The following is a 24,975-nucleotide window of genomic DNA, read 5'->3' on the forward strand; positions in this document are numbered from 1 at the left end:
TATTCGGCGAAACCTGTAAAACAGATTAACGCGAATAGAATTCGACAACCAGACTCGGCTGCATCTGAACCGGGTACGGGACTTCGGCGAATTTCGGGACGCGAACGAAAGTACCTTTGAAGGCTTTCGGGTCAACTTCGAGATATTCGGGAATGTCACGTTCTGCCAGGGTTGCAGCTTCCATAACCATCGGGATTTCGCGTGAAGCCGATTTGACTTCAACAACGTCGCCTTCCTTGACCAGGTAAGAAGGAATGGTGACCTTCTTGCCATTGACCAGGACGTGGCCATGGTTCACGAACTGACGTGAAGCAAACACGGTCGGAACGAATTTCATACGATAGACAACAGCGTCCAGACGGGTTTCGAGAATCCCGATCAGGGTTTCCGAGGTATCACCCGGGCGACGCGATGCTTCTTTGAAATAACGCAGGAACTGTTTTTCCGAGATCGAACCATAGTAGCCTTTAAGCTGCTGTTTGGCGAACAGCTGGATACCATAATCGGTCGGTTTTTTACGGCGGGTTGCGCCGTGCATGCCCGGAGCATATTCGCGCTTGTTCAGCGGCGATTTGGAACGGCCCCAAAGGTTTACACCAAGGCGGCGGTCAATTTTATGCTTGGCAGCAATACGTTTCGACATTGTAAACTCGCTTTTTTAAAAGTGCTTTGTTGTCCCGATAGTTTCTGCAAACAGGCTGTTTGCAGAACGGGGACGCAGAACCTTGCCGCGACCCGCTTTCTCGGAAGTGAGGCGCAATATAGAGATGAATCCGCACGAGTCAAACGGAAACCGCAGAAAACCAGCCTGTCTGGTCGATTGAGTGCATCTTTTTTCCGGTCGTTTTCCGGCATCGCAGAAGCACCCTGCACTTTTTTGTCAAAAGTTCCAATCCAGTTCGCCCGTCGCCGCGTAACAATTTTTACCATGCGTGTTCAAACCGGATCAGCTCTTGGGACCCGTTTTGACAATAATGAAGTTACGCGGCGAAACACGCAGGATAAAAAAAGACAAGCCGCGAACGAACGAGCTTAGGACATCGAGACCATGAAATTTCGTTCCATGATGGTAATTGCATCCGCGACAATGGCACTTGCGCTGGGTGCGTGTTCATCTGACATGCACGCGAACAAAGACGACATGATGAAGTCCAACACCGCCATGACCCCCGAAAAACATGTGGTGATGGTGGGCGGTGCGCCGATGTATCCGTCAAAAAACATCATTGAAAACGCGGTCAATTCCAAAGACCACACAACCCTGGTTGCTGCTGTCAAAGCGGCGGGCCTGGTTGATACCCTGTCTGGCCCCGGCCCGTTCACGGTATTTGCCCCCACCAACGACGCCTTTGACAAACTTCCCGCTGGCACCGTCGACACCCTGTTAAAGCCGGAAAACAAACCGACCCTGACCAAAATCCTGACCTATCACGTGGTGCCGGGCACACTGACCGCCAAGGACCTGATGGAAAAAGCCATGATGATGGGTGGCATGTATAAAATGACCACCGTTGAAGGCGGCACCATTACCGCCGAAATGAAAGACGGTGCGCTTTATATCGTCGATGAAAAAGGCAACTGGTCAAAAGTTACCACGGCCAATGTCATGCAGTCGAACGGCGTGATCCATGTGGTCGATACCGTGTTAATGCCAAACTAGGCTGGCATTCCTCGCACAACACGGCCTTTTCAGGCACTATATGACAAGCCCCCGGAACATTTTCCGGGGGCTTGGTCTTTGGTTATGTCCTGTCCTCAGCCCACAAACAGCCGCAGGTCAAACGGCCAATCAGGATTTTGGTTTGGGTTTATGCTTTGCCCCGCGCATGGCCGATACCATCCCGCGAATGGTTTGCACTTCCTGGTGGGTCAAACCGATACGGGTAAAGATATTGCGAATATTGCGTTCCATTGCCGGTCGCTTTTCCTCGACACGGAAAAAACCGGATTCATCAAGTTCATGCTCCAGATGCACAAACATCCGTTCAACCTCGTCATGGGTGGCGGGGAACGAATCGTTCATCATCATCTGGTAATCGGGCACATCGACCCCGGCCTGCCACCACTCGTACCCAATCAAAAGCACGGCCTGGGCCAGGTTAAGCGAGGTAAAACCGGGATTAAGCGGCACGGTAACAACGGCATCCGCCATGGCAATATGTTCGTTGCGCACACCGGTGCGTTCCGGCCCGAACATCACACCAATTTTTTCGCCCTTGCCAATATTGGCACGCATTTCCGGGGCAAGCCCCCGCGGGGTAAAAACCGGTTTAACAGCATCACGGGTGCGTGCAGTTGTCACATAAATACGGTTCAAATCGGCCAGCGCGTCTTCTTCGCGTTCAAACACCCTGGTATTGTCGATCACGATATCCGCGCCGGACGCATTGGCCGTTGCCCGTTCATTGGGCCAGCCATCGCGCGGGCGCACCAGCCGCAAATCCACCAGCCCGCAATTCAACATTGCCCGCGCCGCCTTGCCAATATTATCGCCAAGCTGCGGTTCAATTAAAATGATAACGGGTGGGTTAACCACACCTGCCGTTTCGGGGCGGGCCGCAGTTGGGGTATCGCTCATCCCCTGAAGTCTCCTATAGTGTTCATCGGCACCGTTACACACCAGCCAATAACCGGCACCAATCCATAAAAGGCGGTAAACCCGCCCGTGATTGCGCGCTGCTTTAGCATTTCCTGCCGCGCAGCACCAGCATCAGCACACACATAACCCTATAGGGCCGACGCCGGGCACGCACGACACCACCCGATACAGCAAACAAACGCATTCATCACGAATGCTGGCTGCGAATCCCGGCTTTAAACAGCTTGTAACTTATGGAATCGCGCAGTGCGTTATAGGACGCCTCGATAATGTTGCTTGAAACACCGACGGTTGCCCAGCTGTTGCCTTCGGCATCGCGGCTTTCGATCATCACGCGGGTAACCGCACGGGTGCCATCGCCGCGGGTTATGATCCGCACCTTGTAATCGATCAGTTCGATCGGCGCGATGACCTCGCGGTATTCCGGCACAGTTAACAGCACCTTGCGCAGGGCAGCATCAAGGGCGTTGACCGGGCCGTTACCCTCGGCCACCGACATGAACTGTTCCTCGCCTACCACCACTTTTACCGTGGCTTCCGACATGGTGATAACCTGTTCGTCCTGTTCATCCACCCAGCGGCGTTCGTCGATCACGCGGAAAGATGTGACACGGAAATAGCGTTCAAGTTCGCCCATCGCCTTGCGGGCCAACAGTTCAAAGCTGGCTTCGGCCCCGTCATAGGCATAACCGTCAAATTCGCGCTGTTTGACCAGTTCCACCAGCCTGCCAACCGCCTCGGATTTCGGGTCAACCTCGACACCAATTTCGCGAAACCGTGCCAGAATATTGGAACGCCCCGCCTGGTCTGACACCAGAATCTGGCGCTGATTGCCAACTTTTTCGGGTTCGACATGTTCATAGCAGGCCGGGTTTTTCTCGACCGCCGACACATGCAAACCGCCCTTATGGGCAAAGGCCGATTCACCAACATAGGCCGCCTGGCGGGTTGGTTCGCGGTTGAGCCGGTCATCGAGAATATGCGAAATACGGCGCAACTGGGTTAGTTGCTGTGCGCTAATGCCCACGTCATAGCCCATTTTCAGCATCAGGGTCGGGATGATGGAAATCAGGTTGGCATTACCGCACCGTTCCCCAAGACCATTGAGCGTGCCCTGAATTTGCCGTGCCCCGGCCCGGACCGCCGCCAGCGAATTGGCAACCGCATTTTCGGTATCGTTATGGCAATGAATGCCAACATGGCTTCCGGGGATGCGGGTGCAGACATCGGTCACAATGTCAAAAATCTCGTCTGGCAGGGTGCCGCCATTAGTATCACACAGCACAACCCAGCGCGCACCGGCATCATAAGCCGCCTGAATGGCCGACAGGGCATAGTCGCGATTGGCTTTATACCCATCAAAGAAATGCTCGGAATCAAACAGCACTTCCTCGCTATGCTGTTTCACATGTGCGACCGATTCCGAAATCATCGCGATGTTTTCATCAAGTTCGATGCCTAACGCCTCGGTCACCTGAAAATCCCAGCTTTTGCCCACCATGCACACCACCGGCGCATTCTGGATCAGGGTGGCCAACCCCGGATCGTTAGAAGCGGAGCGACCGGCACGCCGTGTCATGCCAAAGGCGGTCAGACGAGAATTTTTCAGTTTGGGCGGGCTGGCAAAAAACGCATCATCGGTCGGGTTTGCGCCGGGCCAACCGCCTTCAATATAGTCAATCGACAGCTCGTCCAGTGCCTTGGCAATCGCGGTTTTATCCGCGGCTGAAAAATCGACGCCCTGGGTCTGTTGCCCATCGCGCAAGGTACTGTCATAGAGATAGACGCGCTTGTCAGACATATTGGTTCCAAATCTGCATTGATGCGGCGCCACACGGGCAACCATCGAAAAAAGAGGTGTGTCCCCGATATCCTGTACCGGGACGGTCTGGCAAATTGCCGCAAAACCTCGTCTGGCGCAACCTCGTTACCACACCAGAGAGAAAAACGGCAAAATCCGCCGTTTCACCGCCTTTAGAGTAGCAAACCTGTCCCCCTGCATGATTGTGCAGGCGATAGCGGTGGCACTATATTGATATATACACTTATAGATGCAGTGCCTCAGTCACCTCAACATAGCGTTGCTATACATGCGATTAAGGACTTATCTCTTGGTTCTAAGGAAATAGTCATATGGCTCGTATTGCCGCCATATCGGAATCGGACGATCTGATTTTTCTGGGCGGGCTGACATGGCATCGCGACGGAAAGCATTGCTGGCGCGCGGCTGACCGTTTTGCAGAATACACCATTTGCCGCGACACGGACGACAGATGGCATGGATACTGGATGCGTAACGGCATTAAAACCCGCGCCGAATGGTCCTGCCCGACGATAGAAACATTTGCCGAATACCTGATTGATCAGGTTCGTCATGCCAGGCTCGATATCAACTGATCAGACCTGCTTGGGTGACGGGCACCCTTCCTGTGAATTTCAAATAATCGGCAATGGCAAAAGCAACCGGTGGCAAGCCATTGCCCCGTGCCCCTTTGGTCACAATCCCTGATCCCCTGCATTAGCAGGAACTGTTTTATCAAACGAATGATCAACCGGCACTGCAAGAATGGTTGCGTTCCTGCGACAAGGGCTTATGTCTGGGGCAAGTTCATTCATAACAAAAGGTCCCGGCATGACCCAACCGACCAAAATGCAGATCGACATTGTTTCCGATGTTGTCTGCCCGTGGTGCATTATCGGCTATAAACATCTTGAGCAGGCCCTGCAAAATCTGGAGGGCCAGATCGATGCCAAATTGCGCTGGCACCCGTTCGAGTTAAACCCCGACATGGGGCCGGAAGGCCAGGAGCTGGGCGAACATATTCATGAAAAATATGCCCTGACCCCGGACCAGAGTGCCGAAAACCGCGACCGCATCCAGATGATGGGCGAAAATGCCGGTTTTGACATTCACTTCAGTTCAGACAGCCGCATCTACAACACCTTTGATTGTCACCGTATGCTGTATTGGGCAGGCAAAAAAGGCAAACAGACCGAACTGAAAATGGCGCTGTTCCGGTCCTATTTTCAGGAGGGCGAAAACCCCGGCGACCATGGCGTTTTAAAACGCTGCTGCGAGGAAGTTGGCCTGTCCCCCGAAGAAGCCGGTAACATTCTAGACAGCGACACCTATGCCAGCGAAGTTCGCGCCGAGGAAGAAGAATTTAAAAGTGCCGGTATTACGTCGGTTCCGACCTATGTGGTAAATGGCAAATACGCCATTAGCGGCGGCCACCCGCCCGAAGTTTTTGAACAGGCCCTTTCCGAAATTGCCCGCGGGGCAACTGGCGAATAGGCGGCACATTTCCCAAACACGTTTTGACAAAGCCCGGCAACCCCTGCCGGGCTTTGTTTGTATCGGGCTTTTATAACGGGCGCTGATTTTTATATGCCTGCCTCTCGTTGTCGGGCAAAACCAAACTGCTGCCATTTACCGCATGTTTCAGGTCAGTTCGCCCTTTGCCGGTGCAGTCCCCATTCTGCAAGCCTATCCTGACAATCCCGGCAGCATGGAACAAAACCGGTCCTTTCTCTCATCGACGCTGCCTTTGTTTGGGTTTAGATTTTAAAACACGCAAACAATGGGGATTCCGATGACAGAACTTCATTTATATCTGCCCGGTATTTTGCTGGCTTATGCCGCCTTGCTGGTCGGCCTGATCAGCCCTGGCCCTGCCTTTATGGCGTTAATGGGCGTATCGCTTGGCGAAGGCCGCCGGGCCGGGCGTTACTTTGCCTTGGGCATTGGCAGCGGATCATTTTGCATCGGTGCCATAACACTTTCGGGCCTTTCTGCCCTGCTGGTCGCCTATGCCGATGCCATGTTTGCCATTCGCATTGCCGGGGGGTGCTATTTATTATGGATGGCATTCAAGGCCTTAAGATCTGCCTTTCGCCCGGCACCTGCCGATGCCAGGGCCGAAAATAGCCCGTTACGTGCCCCAGGCCACTATTTCAGTCGTGGGCTGGCCCTTCATTTAACCAATCCCAAAGCCATCCTGACCTGGATCGCGATTATTTCCATTGGTTTGCAACCCGGTGCCCCGTTATGGGTGGGCCTGATCATTGTGGCAGGATGCGGGGCAATATCGACAGTGATCCACCTGTTTTATGCCACCGCTTTTTCAACCCGGCCTGTCATTGCCGTTTATCGCCGTATGGCCCGCTGGATCAACGGGTTTCTGGGCGTCTTTTTTGCAGCCATCGGGGTGAAACTGTTATTTAGCCGCTAACCCGAACATCCCTACCGCATCGCCAATCTGTGATGTTGCTATTCTACCAAACCGGCCGGGTCTGCGGCCCCGCGTTGTGCACGATTTAAATGCGCGGGCGAGGTTGCTTCCGGCTTGCGTGTCACGCCACTTTTGGCATCCATCCAGCCGCCCAAAATCGCCAGCCATGCCGCAACCAGCGGCAACCACGCGATATCCTGGTCCATCGCCCATAATGTCAGGCTGGTAAGAATGCACCACAAAACCGGAGCAGGCAGCAACAGCCAGCGCCAGGTACCACGCATTAACAACACAAAGCCCAGGGTGCCGATAATTGTCGGGTCCGGGGCGCTGCCAAAAAGTTCGGCGGCCAAAACATCACGACCGGCCAGCAGGCTAAAAAACGGATAAACCGGAATTGCCAAAATCAGCAAAGCCACCCCGGCCATACTGGAAAAGTCACCACGCCAGCAAAACACAAGCGGCGTTTTACGCAAGGAAAACAGCACCATTATCACAGCCTGGAAAGCAAATATCGGCAGTATATATGGCACGGCCCAATTGATTGGCCGGTAATAATGCCCCATGAAAACAGCACCGGCCCATGCCCACATCACGGCCAAAACAACCAGAATACCCCGTTGAAACAGCCGCCCCCCGCGCAAGCCCCTGTAAACCAGCACCGCGCCCGCAAGATACAACACCAGGTTAACCGGCCAAAAAGCCAGATTAAAGCTGACAAACAACCGGTAATAAACCCGGGTTGAAAACAGCAAAAAATCAATCAAATGATAATCCCACCAGTCTGTCACAGGGCATCTCCTATGGCAGCGACGATGGCATGTCGCATATCCGGGGTGGGCAAAACGGCATCTTTTTCACCCTTGCCCGGCATGGCCGCCGCAAGGTTTTCACGCACATGGTCCACCCGCGTTGTTGCGGGAATGGCGCAAGTAACAGCCGGATGGGAAACGATATATTTCAAAATCAGTTGCGCCCAGCTTTGCGCGCCAAGTTCGCTGGAAAATTCAGGAACAGGCACCCCACGCAGTGCCTTGGTCAAATGCCCGCCGCGAAAAGGGCGGTTAATGATAACGGCCATGCCGCGTTCCTGCGCGATTGGTAAAATGCGGTTTTCAACTTCACGATCCAGCGGGTTATAGGTCACTTGCACAAAATCAAGCGGTTCACGCTGCATAATCACCGACAACAATTCATGACGTCGTCCATGCGATGTGGTGACACCGACATACCCCAGTTCACCGGCAGCCTTTTTAGCCTGTAACACCGGCAACTGGTCCTCCCAGTCGCGCATATTGTGGACTTGCAACAAATCAAACTTTGAAATGCCCCAGCGCCGGGCGGTTTCCGCAATTTGATCAGCGCCCCCGTTTTCGTCACTGGTCCAAACCTTGTCGGTCGCAAAAACCTGATCGCGATGAATGCCCAGTGTTTTCAAACCATGGCCGATGGTCGCCTGCGATGATCCATACATCGGTGAAGAATCAATCATTTCGCCGCCTCCGGCAAAAAAGGCAGCCATTACATCAGTGCAGTTTTTCAACAAAACCGGATCAACACCGACATTAAAAGTAATCCAGCTGCCAAGGCCTATGGCGGGAATTGAGACATCGCTACCAGGTATTTTGCGGCGTAACACACCGGCCGCCACCTGCCCCTGTGCCGTTCCAGCATGGATAAGAGGCATACCGGCAAGGCTTGCGGCAACCGTGCTGCCTGCACCTGCCAAAAAACTGCGCCGACTGATATCAGCAAAGGCCATGTTACCATTTCCCTTGATTATCCGGGGTCCGATCACCCCTCAAGGGTGCCGCAAAATGCCCGTCCGCGCAAGGGAGGCCCATTTGCAACAGCATACGATCCGGCGCAGTGGCGCGACAGAACGCATAATAAGACAGTCATCCTCAGCCTGTCCAAAGCGGCGTGGTCTTTGTTAATGCAAAGAAAAAGGCGCCACCCGTTTCCCGGCAGCGCCCTTTTGCAAATCATCGAACCGAACAGATCAACCACGTTTCCAGGTTGTTCCGTCCTTGAAGTCTTCCAGAATAATGCCGCGGGCCAGCAAATCATTGCGGATCTGGTCTGCAACGGCAAAGTCGCGGTTTTTCTTGGCTTCAGCACGCTCTTTAATCAGGGCATCGATTTCTGCGGCTTCATCCGCATCGCCACCACCGGTAAACCAGCTGTCAACATCGATTTCCAGAATACCCAGCAATTCGGCTGCCGCCAGAACACGGCCTTTGGCTTCGGCCTTTTTACGGTCGTTCTTGGCCTTGTTCAGCTGGGTTATCAGCTCGTGGAACTCGGCAATGGCCAATGGCGTATTCAAATCATCACACAGCGCGTTCAACACCCCGTCAGGCACATCGGCATCTTCATGAATGATGTATGATGTCTGGCGCAGGGCCGTATAAAAACGGTCCAGTGCTTCCTTGGCCTGGCGCAGGTTTTCTTCTGTCCAGTTGATCGGCTGGTGATAATGGGTGCCCATCATGGCAAGACGAATGGCTTCGCCCGGCCAGCTTTCCAGCAATTCATGCACGGTGACAAAATTGCCCAATGACTTGGACATTTTTTCACCTTCAACCATTAGGTGGCCGTTATGCATCCAGTATTTGGCATAGCTGGACCCATGATTGGCGCAGCAGCTTTGGGCAATTTCATTTTCATGATGCGGAAACACCAGATCAATGCCGCCGCCATGAATGTCAAAATTTTCACCCAGATAGCGCGTTGACATGGCCGAGCATTCAATATGCCAGCCCGGGCGACCCCGGCCCCACGGGCTGTCCCAGCCCGGCGTGTCATCGTCAGACGGTTTCCACAACACAAAGTCCGCCGGGTCCTTTTTATAAGGCGCAACTTCAACCCGGGCACCGGCAATCATTTCATCGCGATTGCGCCGCGACAATTTGCCATATTGCTCGTATTTCGAAACCGCAAACAAAACATGCCCTTCGGCAGCATAGGCAAATCCCTGTTCGATCAGGTTTTCGCACATCGCGATCATATCGGGAATATGGTCGGTCGCACGCGGTTCAATATCGGGCTTGTCCGCATTCAGCGCATCCATATCGTCAAGATAGGCCTGGTGGGTACGTGCGGTAATAACCGAAATGCTTTCGCCGCTGTCACGGGCACGCTGATTGATTTTATCATCAATGTCGGTGACGTTGCGAACATAGGTGACGTTCGGATACAGGTAACGCAACAAACGTACCAGCGTATCAAACACCACCACCGGGCGGGCATTGCCAACATGGGCATAGTCATAAACCGTTGGTCCGCAGACATACAAACGCACGTCTTCGTCGTCAATCGGGACAAAAACCTGCTTTTCGCGGGTCATGCTGTCGTAAATACGCAGTTCTGGATATGTATCAGTCATTTTTCTGGTCCGTTCAAATGGCGTGAAAGCATCTGTCATTTTCGGGCGATCCGACCGAAATCAGACCGCCGTGCCACACAGCCGCGCACGGGCCTTTTCACTGCCAATCAACGGCAACATTGCCGACATTTCCGGGCCATGTTCGCGCCCGGTCAGGGCCTTGCGTAACGGCATGAACAATTGTTTTCCCTTGCGGCCGGTTGCTTCCTTAAGCGCACCGGTCCAGCTTTTCCAGCTTGTTGCGTCAAGCGCCCCCTGGGGCAGAATATCGGCCGCCTGGCGCAAAAATTCACCATCTTCTTCGTCAATTTCGGGCGCGGTAACAGCGTGGATTACATCCCACCATTCGCGCGCTTCGGCCACACGCCAGCAATTGCCGCGCACCGCCAGCCAGAAATCTTCGTCAATGCCTTCCATACCGGCGGCAACCAGCTTTTCCTGTGCCTGATCAAACGGCATTTCATGAACGATTTTTTCGTTCAGGGATGCCAGATCAGCCGGGTCAAATTTCGGCGTAGACCGGCCATAGGCCGAAATATCAAACGTTTCGATGGCACCACGCATCGTTACCGGTTCAATCCGGTCAGACGCACCAAGCCCGGTCAAAAGCCCGACCAGCGCGGGCACTTCAAAGCCGTCATTGCGCAATTCGCGCAACGAAAGGCTGCCCAGCCGTTTGGAAAGCTGCGATCCGCCCGGCCCGGCCAACAGCGGCGTATGGCCAAAATCAAGCCCGCCTGCCTTGCCGCCCAGCGCCATATAAACCAGAATTTGCGCCACGGTATTGGTCACATGGTCTTCACCGCGAATGATATGGGTAACCCCCATTTCAAGATCATCCACAACCGACCCCAGCATATATAGCAAGGATCCGTCTTCACGGATCAGAACCGGGTCCGACACATGTTCGGTGTCAAAATGGCACAGGCCACGGCACATATCATCCCATTCCACCACGCCATCGGGCAGCAGGAAACGCCAATAGGGCGTGCGCCCTTCGGCTTCCAGCGCGCGAACTTCGGCAGGATCAAGGATCAGGGCCTTGCGATCATAGATGAAAGGCTGGTGACGCTGGCGGGCGGCCTTGCGTTTCCAGTTCAGCTCGCCTTCCGTTTCATAGCACGGATAAAGCAGCTTTTCGGCTTTCAGCTTTTCAATCGCAACGTCGTATTTGTCCTGACGCAGCGACTGGCGTTCCTCGCGGTCCCAGTCAATGCCCAGCCAGCGCAAGTCCTCGCGAATGGCATCAACATATTCATCCTTGGAGCGCTCGGGATCGGTATCGTCAAACCGCAGGATAAATTCACCACCATGCTTGCGGGCATATAGCCAGTTCATCATGGCAACGCGGGCATTGCCTACATGAAGCAAGCCGGTCGGGCTGGGTGCAAAACGTAAAACAGGTTTTTTCATATCAATATTTTTCAAACAAAATCCATGTCATACCAGACCATGCCGAGGGTTACCTCGTCAAAATCCGGTTAGGCGCGACTGCGCCGCGCGGCCAATACCGCGAGAGGCAAGGGCTTTATTAAAGCCCGCCCGCCAAGTGAGGGGCGCGTTGATCGATGTCGCTCAACGCGTTTTAACATCAGGTTACCAGATTGGTAAAACCATTGGTAATCGGGTATCGCCGGTCGCGGCCAAAGGCACGCGGCGTAATTTTCACCCCCGGCGGGGCTTGTCGGCGTTTATATTCGGCACGGTCCAGCAAACGCCACACCCGGCGCACCGTTTCTTCATCATGGCCACAGGCAACAATTTCAGCAACGCTACGCTCCCCTTCAATCATCTGGTGCAGGATATCATCCAAAACATCATAGGGCGGCAGGCTGTCTTCGTCTTTCTGGTCCGGGCGTAATTCCGCCGAAGGCGGTTTGGTAATGATCCGTTCGGGAATTACCATGCCCTCTGGCCCCAAAACACCTTGCGGGCAATGGGCGTTGCGCCAGTGACACAGGGCAAACACCGTGGTTTTATAAAGGTCTTTTAAAACCGAATACCCGCCGCACATATCACCATACAAGGTAGCATACCCAACCGACATTTCCGATTTATTGCCTGTGGTCAAAACCATATGGCCAAATTTGTTGGAAATCCCCATCAGGATAATGCCACGGGACCGCGCCTGAATGTTTTCTTCGGCAATATCGGGGTCGCGCCCGGCAAAGGCCGGGGCCAGCATGGTACCAAAGGCCTCCATCGCCGGGCCGATATTAATGCTTTCGATACCGGTTTTTAGCATATCGGCGCAAATTTGTGCATCTTCCAGGCTATCAGCCGAGGTATAGGGCGATGGCATCATCACCAGACGCACCCGGTCTGCCCCCAGGGCATCCACCGCGATGGCGGCGGACAGGGCCGAATCAATTCCGCCAGACATGCCAATAACAACACCGGGAAACCGGTTTTTATTCACATAATCACGCAGACCCAACACCAGCGTCTGGTATATCGCATCCAGGCCGGATGGATAACGCGCGTCGGGGGTGGCATCCTCGCAATACCATTTGCCATCGCCATCGCGTGACCAATTGGAAATCTGGACCGATTCGGCAAAGGCAGGCAGGGCAACGGCAAGGTTTCCCTCGCCATTCAAGCCAAACGAGCCGCCATCAAAAACCAGTTCGTCCTGCCCGCCGACTTCGTTGCAATAAATCATCGGCAAGCCGCATTCCAGCACCCGGTCACGAATCAGCTGGCGACGCAACCCATCCTTGTCGGCCTCAAACGGCGAGCCATTGGGCACCAGCATAAATTCGGCACCGCGCCCGGCCAGATGGGCCACCACATGGGGCGTCCACACATCTTCGCAAATCGGAACCCCCAGTTTGATCCCGCGAAAATCAACGACATCGGGCATCGGCCCGGCGGCGAAAACGCGTTTTTCATCAAACACGCCGTAATTGGGCAAATCATTTTTGGCACGCACAGTTTCAATGGTGCCGCCATCAATCAGCAACACGGCATTGTAACGGCTACCATCAAATTCCCACGGGGTGGTCAGCAACAGGGCCGGTCCGTTTTTGCGCGAAGCCGTGCGTTTGCAAATATCTTCAACCGCGTTTTTCAAATGGCGCATGAAAGACGGTTTCATCACCAGGTCCTCGGGCGGATAGCCCGATAACACCAGTTCAGAATAAAGGACAATATCCGCGCCCCTGGCGGCCGCAGATTCCCAGGCAGCCACAATTTTTTCCGCATTCCCGGCAATATCGCCGACAACGGGGTTTAACTGGGCAATGGCAATGGCGAGTTTGTTTTTCATGTTGTTTGGAATAGGAGGGGTCCGCCCGCAAGTCAATTGCGGAAATTGCAATAGCCCCCGATGCTTTTACAACCCATCCCCGGATAGATCGTTGCTTGCGGCTTAAAGTGCCATAGCGGCGTCGATTTCATCCTGGCTCATGGTTTTGGCCGAACCATGAATGATCGAGCTGGCAACATCCATAAAACGCTGCAAAGCTGCCGTTGTGCTATTGGCTGTCATGCGGATGATATCGGGGTTGCCTTCGGCAATCACGACTTCAAGCTGTTCATTGGCACGCAAGACCACCGCATTCATATGTTCGATGGTTTCCTCGAACGGGCATCGAAATTTATCGGGCACATGATCATAGGCTTCAATCGCCAGTTCACGATCGGAAAAAGCACTGTCCTGAAAATGCTGTTGATAGCTTTTAGGTGCCCATTCCTGACAATCTTCAAGCATGTCGGGCATATCGGGTACCATTTCCAACAACATGACAATTTCGTTGAAATGATTCAGATAATCCGTTGCAAGCAGCGTGGCCGAGGAAATGTTGGTTCCCTCAACTTTCTTTTGCCAAAGTGCAAAATCATTATCGGCTGACATGTTCGCGATTATCCTTCTCTCGCAGGCAAGTGCGCCCTGTTTCTTTTATATGCTAAAGGACAAGCATCGCATCAATATCAATCTGCAACAAATTCCCAAATAGGGATGTTTTGACAGTTTTTTGAGCCAAAAAAAGTTAAAAACATTGTCCAAATGGTCAGTATTGCGATGAAAAAAGGGCGCCCGGAAAATCGGGCACCCTTTTTCAATATCATTCGCCGTAACGAACGGATCATTCAAACTGTTCAGGCACTGGCCAGCAGTTCGTCACGCACATTGTCGCGTTCCTGCTTGATCATTTCCGCCATCAAAAACGCCAGTTCAAGGGCCTGTGCCCCGTTCAGGCGCGGGTCGCAATGGGTGTGGTAACGATCCGACAGGCTTTCTTCGGTAATGGCCTGTGCGCCACCAATGCATTCGGTCACATCGGTGCCGGTCATTTCAAAATGAACGCCACCGGCATGGGTGCCTTCGGCCTTGTGAATGTCAAAGAACGTTTTGACTTCGCCCAAAATCGCATCAAAGGCACGGGTTTTGTAACCATTGCTGGCCTTGACCGTATTGCCATGCATAGGATCACACGACCACACAACCTTGCGGCCTTCGGCCTGGACACGACGGACCAGACGCGAAAGATGCTCGGCCACCTTGCCCGACCCCATACGGCAAATCAGGGTCAAACGACCTGCTTCGTCCGCCGGGTTCAAAATGTCGATCAGGCGAATCAGTTCGTCTTCATCCAGCGTCGGACCACATTTCAGGCCAATCGGGTTTTTAACCCCGCGCATGAATTCAACATGTGCGCCGTCCGGCTGACGGGTACGGTCACCAATCCACAACATATGTGCCGAACAGTCGTAATACTGGCCTGTCAGGCTGTCCTGACGGGTCAAAGCCTGCTCGTAGCCCAGCAACAATGCCTCGTGCGAGGTGTAAAAGTCGGTTTCGCGCATTTGCGGCGCGGTTTCCGGGGTAATGCCGCAGGCGCGCATGAAGGCAACGGCTTCATCGATCTGGGTGCTCATCTGGCGATATCGTTCCCCCGCGGGGCTGTTATCAACAAATGACAGGTTCCAGCGATGGATCTGGGTCAAATCGGCAAAACCACCCTGGGCAAAGGCCCGCAAAAGGTTCAGCGTCGATGCCGACTGGTTATAAGCCTTGATCTGGCGCTGCGGGTCCGGGGTGCGTGTTTCTTCGGTAAATTCGATCCCGTTAACATTATCACCGCGATAGCTGGGCAGTTCCACACCGTCGATCGTTTCCATATCGGCCGAACGCGGCTTGGCAAACTGGCCGGCCATACGGCCCACCTTGACCACCGGGCACGAAGCGCCATAGGTCAGAACCACAGCCATCTGCAACATGACCTTAAAGGTGTCACGGATGTTGTTGGGATGAAATTCCTTAAAACTTTCGGCGCAATCCCCACCTTGCAACAGGAAGGCCTTGCCTTCTGCCACTGCACCAAGTTTTTCCTTAAGCGCACGCGCCTCGCCAGCAAATACCAAAGGAGGATAGCTGCCGAGCTCCTGTTCTACGGCCTTGAGGGCCTGTGCATCCGGATATGTCGGAATCTGCTTTACAGGCAGGTTCCGCCAACTATCAGTGCTCCAGCTCTTGCTCATTTGCTTCCTCTCCATCGGATGTCTCTTTCAACACCCCTAGCATATCATCAAATATATCATACGGCCCGATTTATCCGGGCCAAAACCCGCCATTTGCCGGGTCCAACTAGATAAGGGTTTTGTGCCGCCGTTTCCAGTCTTTCCCGCACCGCGACAACAGAAAAATGGCAAATTTTTGCCAATACTGCGCAATTGCACGCAAAATTCCACCCACTTTAGCCACTTGCAGATGAAACAGGCGAAAAACATTACGCGCAATACGCACATCATAAATGCGAATCCATCAGGGTTTCAGCCCGTTTCGCCACCCTGTTCGTCATCCGGCTCGCCAAAATATGTTCGCACACCGGCAGGAATCGCAATACCACCTGCCTTTCGCACAACCCAGATATGATCCACCCCCGAAAGGTCGGGCATCACATCGAGCGACCCGCCCTTGATGCTGACCGGGCCCTGCCCGGCAAGGTCCCCATGAAACAGGCGCGATCCGCATTCAGGGCAGAAATGGCAATCAAGGACATTGCCGCTATCGGTGGGTCGCTGCCATGTTTTTACCTGCCCCTGCGTCACAATGATATCCGCACCATGCACCAGAACCGAAATTCCAAACGCCGATGCCGACTGTTTCTGACATTCCCGGCAATGGCAGATATAGGTATTCAGGGGCGCGCCATTTACCTGATAGCGCACAGCCCCACACTGGCACCCGCCGGTCAGACGGGCTGGCGATGATCTTTCCGGTGATGTTGCCATTGTCATGATCTGCTTCCTTGCCATCCTTTTTGGTCCTGCCTGCGCATCATTATGCACAACGGCCATAAAGGTGCAGTCTAGCCCGGGCGCGAAACAGTTGCACCCCGGGGCGTTTCCCCGCATGCTGCGCCTCCCGCCAGATATGGCAGCAGAGCCAGCCACATACCGCCACCGATTTTCGCTTTCAGGACGCCCCATGACCATCGAAACAGCAGTGATCATTGCCTGCGCCTATTTCATTGCTGCCTTTGTCAAAGGGGCAACCGGCCTTGGTTTTTCAACATCCGCCCTGCCCGTCATGACGCTGGGGCTGGGTCTTAAATCGGCGATGCCGCTGGTGATTATTCCCTCCGTGGTCAGCAATGTTATCGTCATGTTTCAGGCCGGGCATTTTCGCGAAACGGTGCGGCGTTTCTGGCCAATGTTTCTTTCAACCATTCCCGGACTGATTGTTGGCCTGCTGATTTTGGACCGGGTCAACGGGCTTGTCGCCGGTGCGGTTTTGGGGACGGTTCTGATTTTATATGGCGTTATCACCATCAGCCGCCCCGCCATTCACATTTCCGACCGGCTGGCAAAACGTATTGCGCCGATATCGGGTTTTCTCACAGGTCTGATCAATGGTGTAACCGGCTCGCAGGTGATGCCGATCCTGCCGTTTTTCCTATCCCTGCGCCTGGACCCCAAACGCTTTGTCCAGGGGGTGAATATATCCTTTACGCTTTCCAGCCTGGTCATGGCAGCCGGGCTTAGCCGCATCGGACTGATGACATGGCACAGCGTCTGGATTTCGCTGGCCGGTTTGATCCCGGTTTTCATTGGCGTAAAGGCGGGCAGTTACGTGCGCGCCCGGCTGGAAGCAGAAACCTTTCGCAAGCTGGTGCTGATCATGCTGATTTTGTTTGGCATTATCCTGATTGGCAAAGCCCTGCTGGCCTGATCATTAAAACTGTTGTCCCGCTTCGCGGTCTGATAAGACACTGCCATGCACACCATCGAAAAGCCCGCCTTTTGCGAAACCGAAGAAAAGAAATCGCGATTTCTGGCGACGCTGGTGCCCTATGACCAGTTTGCCGATACGCTGGCGACCTTGCGCAAGGCACACCCCAAGGCCAATCATCACGTTACGGCATATCGTTATCTTAATGATGAAGACCAGCTTATTGAGCATGGCAAGGATGACGGTGAACCATCGGGCACGTCGGGTATGCCTTGCCTGAAGGTGTTACAGGGACGCGACCTGATCAATGTGGCCGTAATTGTCACCCGCTATTTTGGCGGCACCAAGCTGGGTACGGGCGGGTTGGTGCGGGCCTATAGTGGCGCGGCACAGGCCGTTTGTGATGATGCGGCTATCATTCCCTATGTGCCACAGGGCACAGCCCGGCTATTTGCCAGCTTTGCCGACGCCGGGGCGATGGAACGGGCCTGCGCCCAACCGGACATTACCGTGCTGGATCGCCAGTTTGATACAGTGGGCACCCTTATGCACATAAGTGGGCCGCGCGACAGCGTTCGTACCCTGGCAGAACGTTTCCCGGCACCCGAAGGGCATACACCCGAATAATTCGGACATCCCGTCAGGTGGCGCGATAAGTACGGTCCGTGCTTTGGCGCACCTGCAATTCAAACCCCAGATCGACCACTTTTTGCAACGGCGGCGTTCCATCCAGTGCGGCATGGATCATATTCACCGCATGGCGACCAATCCCGTATCGATCCGTGCGAATGCTGGTCAGGGTCGGGCAGGCAGCTTCCATCATTTCAAGGTCGTTAAACCCGGCAATGCCCAACTGCCCCGGCACCGAAATACCCGCCTTTTGCGCGCCAAACAATGCCCCAAGGGCAAGGTCATCATTGTTGCAAAAAACAGCATCCAGATCGGGGCGATGACGGGCCAGTTCCTGCACCAGAACCCCACCCAGGGTGACACTTGACGATGTGGTGGTGGTTTTCACCAGATCAGGATCAAACATACCGGCATCTTCGAGCGCACTGCGAAACCCGGCCAGGCGGCGGGTGGTGCGCGGGTCCATCCGGGCGCCTAAAAATCCGATATGGCGGTATCCCTGATCAATTAAATGCCGGGCAGCGGCCCGCCCGCCCTGATAATGCGAAAAGCCCACCATCATATCAATCGGGTCCGGCCCGGTTTCCATGATTTGCACAATCGGGCAATTTGCATCTTCCAGCATTTTGCGTGCTGTCGGCGTCTGATCAATCCCCGAAACAATCATGGCGGTGGGCCGCTGGCTTAAAAATATGCCCACCAGCCGTTCCTGTTCGGCCGCCGAATAACGCGAATTACCCAACTGCACCTGAAGCGGGCTGCCATCAAGCGCATCGTAAATGGCACGAAGGGTATCTGCGAACACGTTATTGGTTAGCGATGGTACCAGCACGCCAACCACGTTGGAGCGCGACGATGCCAGTGCGCTGGCGTGAGTATCGGGAATGTAATTAAGGGCACGCACCGCTTTATCGATGCGCCCTCGCAACCGTTCCGATACCTTTTGCGGATCGCGCAGCGCACGCGAAACAGTAATCGAGCTGACCCCGGCCTGGGTGGCGACATCGGCGATTGTCGGTCGGCCGGCCCCTTTACGTTTTCTCATTCGTGCCTGACTGCAATTTGCATTAATAGTGTGGGCCACCGCGCAAAATTTCTTCGACCAGTGGTATCAAGGCCGTACCAATCGCCCTGGTATTGGCTGCATCAAGATGCACCCCGTCCACAGGTGATGCCACAGCAACCGTTGCCGCATCAAAGAAATAACATTTCTTTTCGGTGGCAACCGCCTGATAGGCAGCCGCAAATTTTTGCGATTCGGCAATACTGCGCACCGATGGCAATGTCCCCCCTGTTTTGGTGGTTTCACAACAATGCGGGGGCGACATGATCAGAACAGCAGGTGCCGGCCCCGATTTATAGGAATATCCGCGCACAATATCAACCAGTCGCCCAAGGCCGGCACTGGCCCCCATAACATCACCACAAATAAACGACTTCAAATCATTGGTACCCAGCATGATAATCACCAGGTCCAGCGGGTCGTGACTGCCCAGCAAGGTTGGCAGGATTTTAGCGCCGTTGCGTTCTGTCGGGGCGGTATAATCGTCAAAGGCCGTCGTGCGCCCGCCAAGCCCTTCGCCAATGACGCGCCCCTGTCTGCCCAATCCGGCATCAAGCACAGTTGGCCACAAATCATCGTGGGCATGGCGGCGGCCATGTTCCGGGTGATGGCCCCAGGTCAGACTATCGCCAAAGGCGAGAATGGTTTTGGTATACATTGCATTCTTCCCGATGAAGTTATCTACACATGGTTGGCATCACGAAAACCGCCAGAACATACGATATCGGCACTATCGGCGTCACGGACCATCATTCTATCACAAAGCGTGGCTTGCGCGTCATCATCGCCGACGGCCTTTTATTATAATAATTCTAACATGCTGTATTCGAAGGTGATTACAAGAAGGAAAATTTTCCCCAATTTCGCAGTTGACTTAATGTTAGCGCTATCATTAAGTTAGCGCTAACAAAACAGGGGGCACAAAATCCAGCCCTTCAGCGTCCGGGAAACAGTCTTTATCAATGCAGCACGTCGCAAATTTCGTCATCGTTATGGGTGTGAGCGGATCGGGCAAAACCGAAGTCGCCCGCCGTCTTGCCGCGGCCACCAACGGGGCCTGGCTTGACGCGGATGACCACCACCCCGTCGAAAATGTCGAACATATGCGCCGTGGTTTGCCGCTGAATGACGAAATGCGCTGGCCGTGGCTTGATGCCCTGTGCAAGGTCGCAATCCAGACCCGCAAGGACCTGGCAACAACGCACGGCATTGCACCCGCCCCCGGGGGAAATGTCCCCCCCATTTTTATTGCCTGTTCCGCCCTTAAACGCCGATATCGCGATTTTCTGCGCGATCACCTGGGGCCAAAACCGGCTTTTGTTTTTCTGGAAGGCCCACGTGACCTGATTTTGGACCGGATGAACAACCGGTCAGGTCATTTCATGCCTTCTGCCCTGCTTGACAGCCAGCTTGGCGATCTTGAACCGCTGGGGCCGGATGAAGATCCGCTGACTGTTTCCATAATTGCCCCACTTAACGATATCGTCTGGCAAGTGCTGGATGGTCTCGAAAAACGAAACGGCGACCAGAACCAGGCGGAAAACTCCGCACCATATCCAAGCGAAAAATCCACATCCAAGGGAGGATGACTATGAAAACGTCCATCAAAACACTTTTTGGCGCGGCCTTTGCCGTGGCCCTGGCTGCCAGCACGTCGCTGACCGCACATGCTGCCGATTATAACTGGAAATTCCAGTCCAGCGACACGTCGGGCACACCTACCTTTGAAATCGACAAGGAATGGACCGACCGTGTTGCCGAAATGACCAATGGCCGCATCAAAATCGAACTGCTGCCGGTTGGTTCCATTGTGGAACATGCCGAAACCCAGGACGCCATTGCCGCAGGCATCCTTGACGGGCACATTACCGACGTCAGCTATTTTTCCGGTAAAGACCCGGCATTCAGCCTGATCGCCAACCCGATTGGCGCCTGGGCCGACCCGCAACAAATGTTCCGCTTCATCAATTATGGTGGCGGCAAGGAACTGATGAACAAACTTGAAGAGCCCTATGGCCTGCACTTTATTGGCGCAGTAACCCCGGGCCTGGAAGCCTTTGTTTCAACGGTTCCGCTTAATGGTGTGGCTGACCTCAAGGGTCTTAAGGTGCGTGCGCCCGAAGGCATGGTGCAGGAAGTGTTTGCCGCTGCCGGTGCGGCCCCTGTGAACATTCCGCAGTCCGAAGTTTATACATCGCTTGACAAAAAAGTCATCGATGCGGCGGATGCCACGGTTTATGCCACCAACTCGGCAATGGGCCTGAACGACATTGCCAAACATCCGGTTTATCCGGGCTTCCACTCCATGCCGCTGGTCGAAGTCTCGATGAACAAGGAAAAATGGGATGCCCTGCCCAAAGACCTTCAGGAAATCCTGACGGTATCGGTGCGTGATCTGTCCCAGGACCTGGTCGCACGCCTGCAAATGAAAGACCGCGAAGCCGTTGCCAAGGATCAGGCCAAGGGTGACATCGAAATCACCAACTGGTCTGATGAAGAACGCGCCAAATTCCGCGCCATTGCCATGAAACAGTGGAAAAAAGTGGCCGAGCGTTCGGACAACGCCCAGGAAGTTTACGACACCCTGACGAAATACCTGAAATCACAGGGCCTGTTGAAATAATACGACTAAAATGTCCCCCGGCCTGACATATCGGGCCGGGGGTATCGCATTCTGGTGCTGTTGCACGTGATTTTCCAACAGTCAACGGCCCAAACCAGATGCAGCCTGCCCCGCGAGATTCCCTCGTTTAAGGAATGGTTCCATGACCAATACGCCCCACAGCGACCCCCATACCCCACTTGGCACCTCCGAAGGGGACGTGGCCGAGCTGATCGACGATAACCGCGCTGTCATGCCTGCGGAATCAGGCCTTTTTGGCCGCTGCGTCAATTATCTCGGGTCCATATTTGCCATTGGTTTTCTGTGTTCGATGGCCGCGCTTATTTTTGAAATCTGCATGCGCCATATTTTCAATGCCCCCACGATCTGGGCGCACGAAACCACCACATTTTTATGTGCCATGGGTTTTGTGTTTGCCGGACTGTTTTGCGCATCACGCAATCAGCATATCCGGGTTGTCATCATTTACGACATGGTCAGCCCCAAAGCACGGCGTATCCTTAACATCGTCATTTCCCTGATCTGTGCGGTTTCGTCGGGATTTTTTGCGTTTGCGGCCTGGCTGATGGTGAAACGTGCAGCATTTTCGCCAAATGGCGGTATTCGCCTCGAAACCAGTGGCAGTGCATGGAACCCGCCTTTTCCGGCCATTTTAAAAATTTTCATGCTGGTCATCATGGTGGCGCTGACCATTCAGTTTCTGATTTTGGCATATAATTATGCCCGGCAAAAACTGGACGTCTCCGCAAACGATGCCACGGTGCCGCGTTAATCGCGCCCTTCATCGTCCCATGTCCCATTTCCTGCGCATCTGGCGCACCAGGATAATTCTCCATGTTACATTTGCAATCACTGGGCATTGAATACGGCACGCTGGCAATGTTTGTCATGCTGATCGGCTTTTTGCTGACCGGCATGCCGCTGGCGTTTGTTACCCTGCTGGTCGCCCTGTTATTTACCATTGGCTGGTTTGGCCCCATGGCGGTGCCGCTTATTACCAGCCGGGTATATTCCTTTGTTTCGTCTTTCGTTTTTGTATCAGTACCAATGTTTGTGCTGATGGCCGCCCTTCTCGACCGATCCGGCATTGCAAAGGATCTGTTCGAGGCCATGCGCCTGTTTGGCGGCCGGTTAAAAGGCGGGGTTGCCGTACAAACCATTTTCGTCGCCGTTATTCTGGCCGCCATGAGCGGCATTATCGGCGGTGAAATTGTGTTGCTGGGCATGATCGCCCTGCCCCAGATGCTGCGGCAGGGATATGACAAAAACCTGGCGATTGGCGTGGTTTGTGCCGGTGGTTCGCTCGGCACAATGGTCCCGCCCTCGATCGTGTTGATCATTTATGGCCTGACCGCCAATGTCTCGATTGGCGACCTGTTTACATCGGCATTTATTCCCGGCTTTATGCTGGCGGGCTTTTATGTCGCCTATGTTCTGTTTCGCTGTTATTTCGGCAAGGATATTGCCCCCCCACCCCGGACAGAAACCATTCCCACCGAAGAAAAACTGCGCCTGCTTAAAGGGCTGTTTTTGCCCATGGTTGTTGTTTTCTGCGTGCTGGGGTCAATCTATGGCGGGATTGCGTCGGTTACCGAAGCCTCGGCCGTCGGCGTTGCCGGTGTGATTGCATCAACCATGCTGCGCGGTGAATTTTCCCTGTCCATGCTAAAGGGTGCAGCGATGCAAACCCTGACAACCTGCGGCATGATTGTCTGGATCGGCATTGGCGCATCGGCTCTGGTTGGCGTGTTCAACCTGATGGGCGGTATTGATTTCGTATCCGGTCTGATCACGGGCATTTCCGATGAACCGATGGTTGTCATCCTGTTTATGATGCTGATTCTGTTCATCCTTGGCATGTTCCTGGACTGGGTTGGCATTGCCTTGCTGACCATGCCGATTTTTGTACCCATCGTAAAAGACCTGGGTTTTGACCCGATCTGGTTCGGCGTGGTTTTTGCCATGAATATGCAGGTCAGCTTTCTGTCGCCGCCTTTTGGCCCGGCTGCGTTTTATCTTAAATCGGTGGCACCGCCCGACATCTCGCTTGGCACAATTTTCAAGTCTCTTGTGCCTTTCATTTGCCTGCAGGTTTTAGCTGTCGCCATTCTGATCATCTTCCCCGGCATTACCGGGCGATAAGCACACACAGCCAGGCGATATTATTTTAAGACCAACCAAAACCAAACGGGCGGGATTGCACAGCATCCCGCCCGTTTGTCATGAAGCCGCATCTGTCAATATCACCAGGATGGCCAGCAAAAAGCCCGTCCACCAGGTAAGAACGACGGACTGCTTTTAATCAGTCAGGCGGGGTATTGCCTGAATGTCGAACGGCGCAAGCCTTGCTGGCCAAGTCAATAAACTGCCCCAGTTGCGCTGAATAATCGCGTTTGCGCCACGCGATATAAAGCGGCAATTCCAAAACCGGGTCGCCATAAGGGCAAAACATCACCCCGGCAGGGGCAATGGTTTGCGCCCATTCAGGCACCAGTGCGACGCCCACCTCCTGGCGCACCAATTGCAGCATAGTAGATTTATCAATAACTTCGCAGGTAACTTCGGGCGGGGTTTCGATGTCGGCCAGGCTGCTCATTACCAGATCATGCAGCAAGGGCCGGGCATGGCGGGGAAAGCCGATCAACGGGCAGCGCGCCAACTGTGCCGGTGTTATTTTATCATATTGGCCAATGTCATGTTGCCATCCACCGCGTTTATCAGGCCGGGGCACGGGCAAGGCCACCATAATGCGCTGGCGATAAAGCAATCGGCTTTCAACAAAATCGTTTTTTACATTTTCGCGAATAAACACCACGTCGGCGCGATGGGCCTCCAATGCCTGCACATTGCGGCCCGATGATGAAACTTCCTGAATTTGCAAATGGATATCGGGGTAAAGCGCACGAAACTGCGCCATCAAGGCAGGCAACAGGGTTACAATCGCTTCATCGACCCCGCCCACCCGAATGGACGGCACAGCAGCATGGGCAACTTCGCGGGCATGGCGTTTAGCGGCATCAATGTTGCGCAAAATCTGGCGCACATCTTTTAAAAACACCGCCCCGGCCTGCGTCAGGTTGACCTGCCGGGTGGTGCGAAAAAAAAGCGCAAAGCCCAAATCGGCTTCCAGTGTGGCCAAACTGGCCGACAAGGCAGGCTGGCTGAGACCAAGGCGGACAGCCGCACGGCGAAAATGCAGTTCTTCGGCCACGGCCACAAAACACTGTAGCTGTCTAAATTCCATTTGCATCCCGCGTTATAGC

24 protein-coding genes are annotated in these 24,975 nt (G+C 54.1%); 10 read left to right on the plus strand and 14 right to left on the minus strand.

The annotated features are described in order from the left end of the window. Window positions 1–25 precede the first annotated feature (25 nt). The gene (rpsD, locus tag J4E05_RS06850; RefSeq protein ID WP_085589608.1) at window positions 26–643 is read right to left on the minus strand and encodes a 30S ribosomal protein S4; all 618 of its coding nucleotides are present in this window, start codon (window positions 641–643) and stop codon (window positions 26–28) included. A 405-nt stretch (window positions 644–1,048) separates the two neighbouring features. Here rpsD and J4E05_RS06855 point away from each other — a divergent pair, with 405 nt between their 5' ends. Continuing rightward, window positions 1,049–1,660: a fasciclin domain-containing protein gene (locus J4E05_RS06855; RefSeq protein ID WP_246832888.1), complete on the plus strand. Its 612-nt coding sequence runs from the start codon at window positions 1,049–1,051 to the stop codon at window positions 1,658–1,660. A gap of 129 nt (window positions 1,661–1,789) precedes the next feature. Here the strand turns inward: J4E05_RS06855 and J4E05_RS06860 are convergent, their stop codons facing one another. After that, window positions 1,790–2,578, minus strand: coding sequence for an RNA methyltransferase (locus tag J4E05_RS06860; protein ID WP_085589606.1), 789 nt, complete (start codon window positions 2,576–2,578; stop codon window positions 1,790–1,792). A 208-nt stretch (window positions 2,579–2,786) separates the two neighbouring features. Then, window positions 2,787–4,400, minus strand: a complete 1,614-nt coding sequence (gene cimA, locus J4E05_RS06865) for a citramalate synthase (RefSeq protein WP_349593666.1) — start codon at window positions 4,398–4,400, stop codon at window positions 2,787–2,789. Window positions 4,401–4,732: 332 nt separating this feature from the next. On the opposite strand from cimA, the gene J4E05_RS06870 reads away from it, so the two are divergent. The 3 genes from J4E05_RS06870 (at window position 4,733) to J4E05_RS06880 (ending at window position 6,831) form a co-directional block, all read left to right on the plus strand. Continuing rightward, window positions 4,733–4,996: a hypothetical protein gene (locus J4E05_RS06870; RefSeq protein ID WP_085589604.1), complete on the plus strand. Its 264-nt coding sequence runs from the start codon at window positions 4,733–4,735 to the stop codon at window positions 4,994–4,996. 235 nt (window positions 4,997–5,231) lie between these two features. Beyond that, on the plus strand, window positions 5,232–5,894 hold the full coding sequence (locus J4E05_RS06875; protein WP_085589862.1) for a DsbA family oxidoreductase: 663 nt from the start codon (window positions 5,232–5,234) through the stop codon (window positions 5,892–5,894). Between the two features lie 298 nt (window positions 5,895–6,192). Then, window positions 6,193–6,831, plus strand: coding sequence for a LysE family translocator (locus J4E05_RS06880; RefSeq protein ID WP_349593670.1), 639 nt, complete (start codon window positions 6,193–6,195; stop codon window positions 6,829–6,831). A gap of 38 nt (window positions 6,832–6,869) precedes the next feature. On the opposite strand, the gene J4E05_RS06885 is transcribed toward J4E05_RS06880, so the two are convergent. The 8 genes from J4E05_RS06885 to J4E05_RS06920 all read right to left on the minus strand — a co-directional run bounded on the left by J4E05_RS06885 (window position 6,870) and on the right by J4E05_RS06920 (window position 16,462). Then, window positions 6,870–7,622: a DUF6064 family protein gene (locus tag J4E05_RS06885; RefSeq protein WP_349593672.1), complete on the minus strand. Its 753-nt coding sequence runs from the start codon at window positions 7,620–7,622 to the stop codon at window positions 6,870–6,872. Next, window positions 7,619–8,593, minus strand: coding sequence for an aldo/keto reductase (locus J4E05_RS06890; RefSeq protein ID WP_349593674.1), 975 nt, complete (start codon window positions 8,591–8,593; stop codon window positions 7,619–7,621). Before J4E05_RS06890 ends, J4E05_RS06885 begins: the two co-directional genes overlap by 4 nt. Window positions 8,594–8,833: 240 nt before the next feature. Next, the gene (gene cysS, locus J4E05_RS06895; RefSeq protein WP_349593677.1) at window positions 8,834–10,219 is read right to left on the minus strand and encodes a cysteine--tRNA ligase; all 1,386 of its coding nucleotides are present in this window, start codon (window positions 10,217–10,219) and stop codon (window positions 8,834–8,836) included. 60 nt (window positions 10,220–10,279) lie between these two features. Further along, window positions 10,280–11,632 carry a glutamate--tRNA ligase gene (locus tag J4E05_RS06900; protein WP_085589859.1) on the minus strand — a complete coding sequence of 451 codons (1,353 nt, stop codon included), beginning with the start codon at window positions 11,630–11,632 and terminating at the stop codon, window positions 10,280–10,282. Between the two features lie 178 nt (window positions 11,633–11,810). Next, window positions 11,811–13,487 (minus strand): NAD+ synthase, encoded by a 1,677-nt coding sequence (locus tag J4E05_RS06905; RefSeq protein ID WP_349593680.1) that lies wholly within the window; start codon window positions 13,485–13,487, stop codon window positions 11,811–11,813. A 102-nt stretch (window positions 13,488–13,589) separates the two neighbouring features. Then, the gene (locus J4E05_RS06910) at window positions 13,590–14,075 is read right to left on the minus strand and encodes a hypothetical protein (protein WP_085589595.1); all 486 of its coding nucleotides are present in this window, start codon (window positions 14,073–14,075) and stop codon (window positions 13,590–13,592) included. 245 nt (window positions 14,076–14,320) lie between these two features. Then, a complete protein-coding gene (locus tag J4E05_RS06915; RefSeq protein WP_085589593.1) occupies window positions 14,321–15,703 on the minus strand; it encodes a class II 3-deoxy-7-phosphoheptulonate synthase in 1,383 nt (460 codons plus the stop codon). 291 nt (window positions 15,704–15,994) lie between these two features. Continuing rightward, entirely contained in the window at window positions 15,995–16,462 is a 468-nt protein-coding gene (locus J4E05_RS06920) for a GFA family protein (protein WP_349593683.1), read from the minus strand. A gap of 190 nt (window positions 16,463–16,652) precedes the next feature. Here J4E05_RS06920 and J4E05_RS06925 point away from each other — a divergent pair, with 190 nt between their 5' ends. Together J4E05_RS06925 and J4E05_RS06930 are read left to right on the plus strand one after the other, a co-directional pair. Then, window positions 16,653–17,396 (plus strand): sulfite exporter TauE/SafE family protein, encoded by a 744-nt coding sequence (locus J4E05_RS06925; protein WP_349593685.1) that lies wholly within the window; start codon window positions 16,653–16,655, stop codon window positions 17,394–17,396. A 45-nt stretch (window positions 17,397–17,441) separates the two neighbouring features. Beyond that, complete coding sequence (locus J4E05_RS06930) at window positions 17,442–18,023, plus strand: IMPACT family protein (RefSeq protein ID WP_349593688.1); 582 nt, start codon at window positions 17,442–17,444, stop codon at window positions 18,021–18,023. 13 nt (window positions 18,024–18,036) lie between these two features. Here J4E05_RS06930 and gntR read toward each other — a convergent pair whose 3' ends face one another. Further along, window positions 18,037–19,071, minus strand: a complete 1,035-nt coding sequence (gene gntR, locus J4E05_RS06935; protein ID WP_349593691.1) for an HTH-type transcriptional regulator GntR — start codon at window positions 19,069–19,071, stop codon at window positions 18,037–18,039. Window positions 19,072–19,093: 22 nt separating this feature from the next. Further along, window positions 19,094–19,747, minus strand: a complete 654-nt coding sequence (locus J4E05_RS06940) for an SGNH/GDSL hydrolase family protein (protein ID WP_085589584.1) — start codon at window positions 19,745–19,747, stop codon at window positions 19,094–19,096. Window positions 19,748–20,051: 304 nt separating this feature from the next. Here J4E05_RS06940 and J4E05_RS06945 point away from each other — a divergent pair, with 304 nt between their 5' ends. The 4 genes from J4E05_RS06945 (at window position 20,052) to J4E05_RS06960 (ending at window position 23,854) form a co-directional block, all read left to right on the plus strand. Beyond that, window positions 20,052–20,678 (plus strand): gluconokinase, encoded by a 627-nt coding sequence (locus tag J4E05_RS06945; protein ID WP_085589582.1) that lies wholly within the window; start codon window positions 20,052–20,054, stop codon window positions 20,676–20,678. Window positions 20,679–20,680: 2 nt separating this feature from the next. Continuing rightward, window positions 20,681–21,712: a TRAP transporter substrate-binding protein gene (locus tag J4E05_RS06950; protein ID WP_210402854.1), complete on the plus strand. Its 1,032-nt coding sequence runs from the start codon at window positions 20,681–20,683 to the stop codon at window positions 21,710–21,712. Between the two features lie 142 nt (window positions 21,713–21,854). Next, a complete protein-coding gene (locus tag J4E05_RS06955) occupies window positions 21,855–22,484 on the plus strand; it encodes a TRAP transporter small permease subunit (protein WP_246832887.1) in 630 nt (209 codons plus the stop codon). Between the two features lie 62 nt (window positions 22,485–22,546). Further along, window positions 22,547–23,854, plus strand: coding sequence for a TRAP transporter large permease (locus tag J4E05_RS06960; protein ID WP_085589580.1), 1,308 nt, complete (start codon window positions 22,547–22,549; stop codon window positions 23,852–23,854). A gap of 160 nt (window positions 23,855–24,014) precedes the next feature. On the opposite strand, the gene J4E05_RS06965 is transcribed toward J4E05_RS06960, so the two are convergent. Continuing rightward, on the minus strand, window positions 24,015–24,956 hold the full coding sequence (locus tag J4E05_RS06965; RefSeq protein WP_349593697.1) for a LysR family transcriptional regulator: 942 nt from the start codon (window positions 24,954–24,956) through the stop codon (window positions 24,015–24,017). Between the last annotated feature and the right edge of the window lie 19 nt (window positions 24,957–24,975).

This window comes from Thalassospira sp. NFXS8 (assembly GCF_040148805.1).
GTDB lineage: Bacteria > Pseudomonadota > Alphaproteobacteria > Rhodospirillales > Thalassospiraceae > Thalassospira.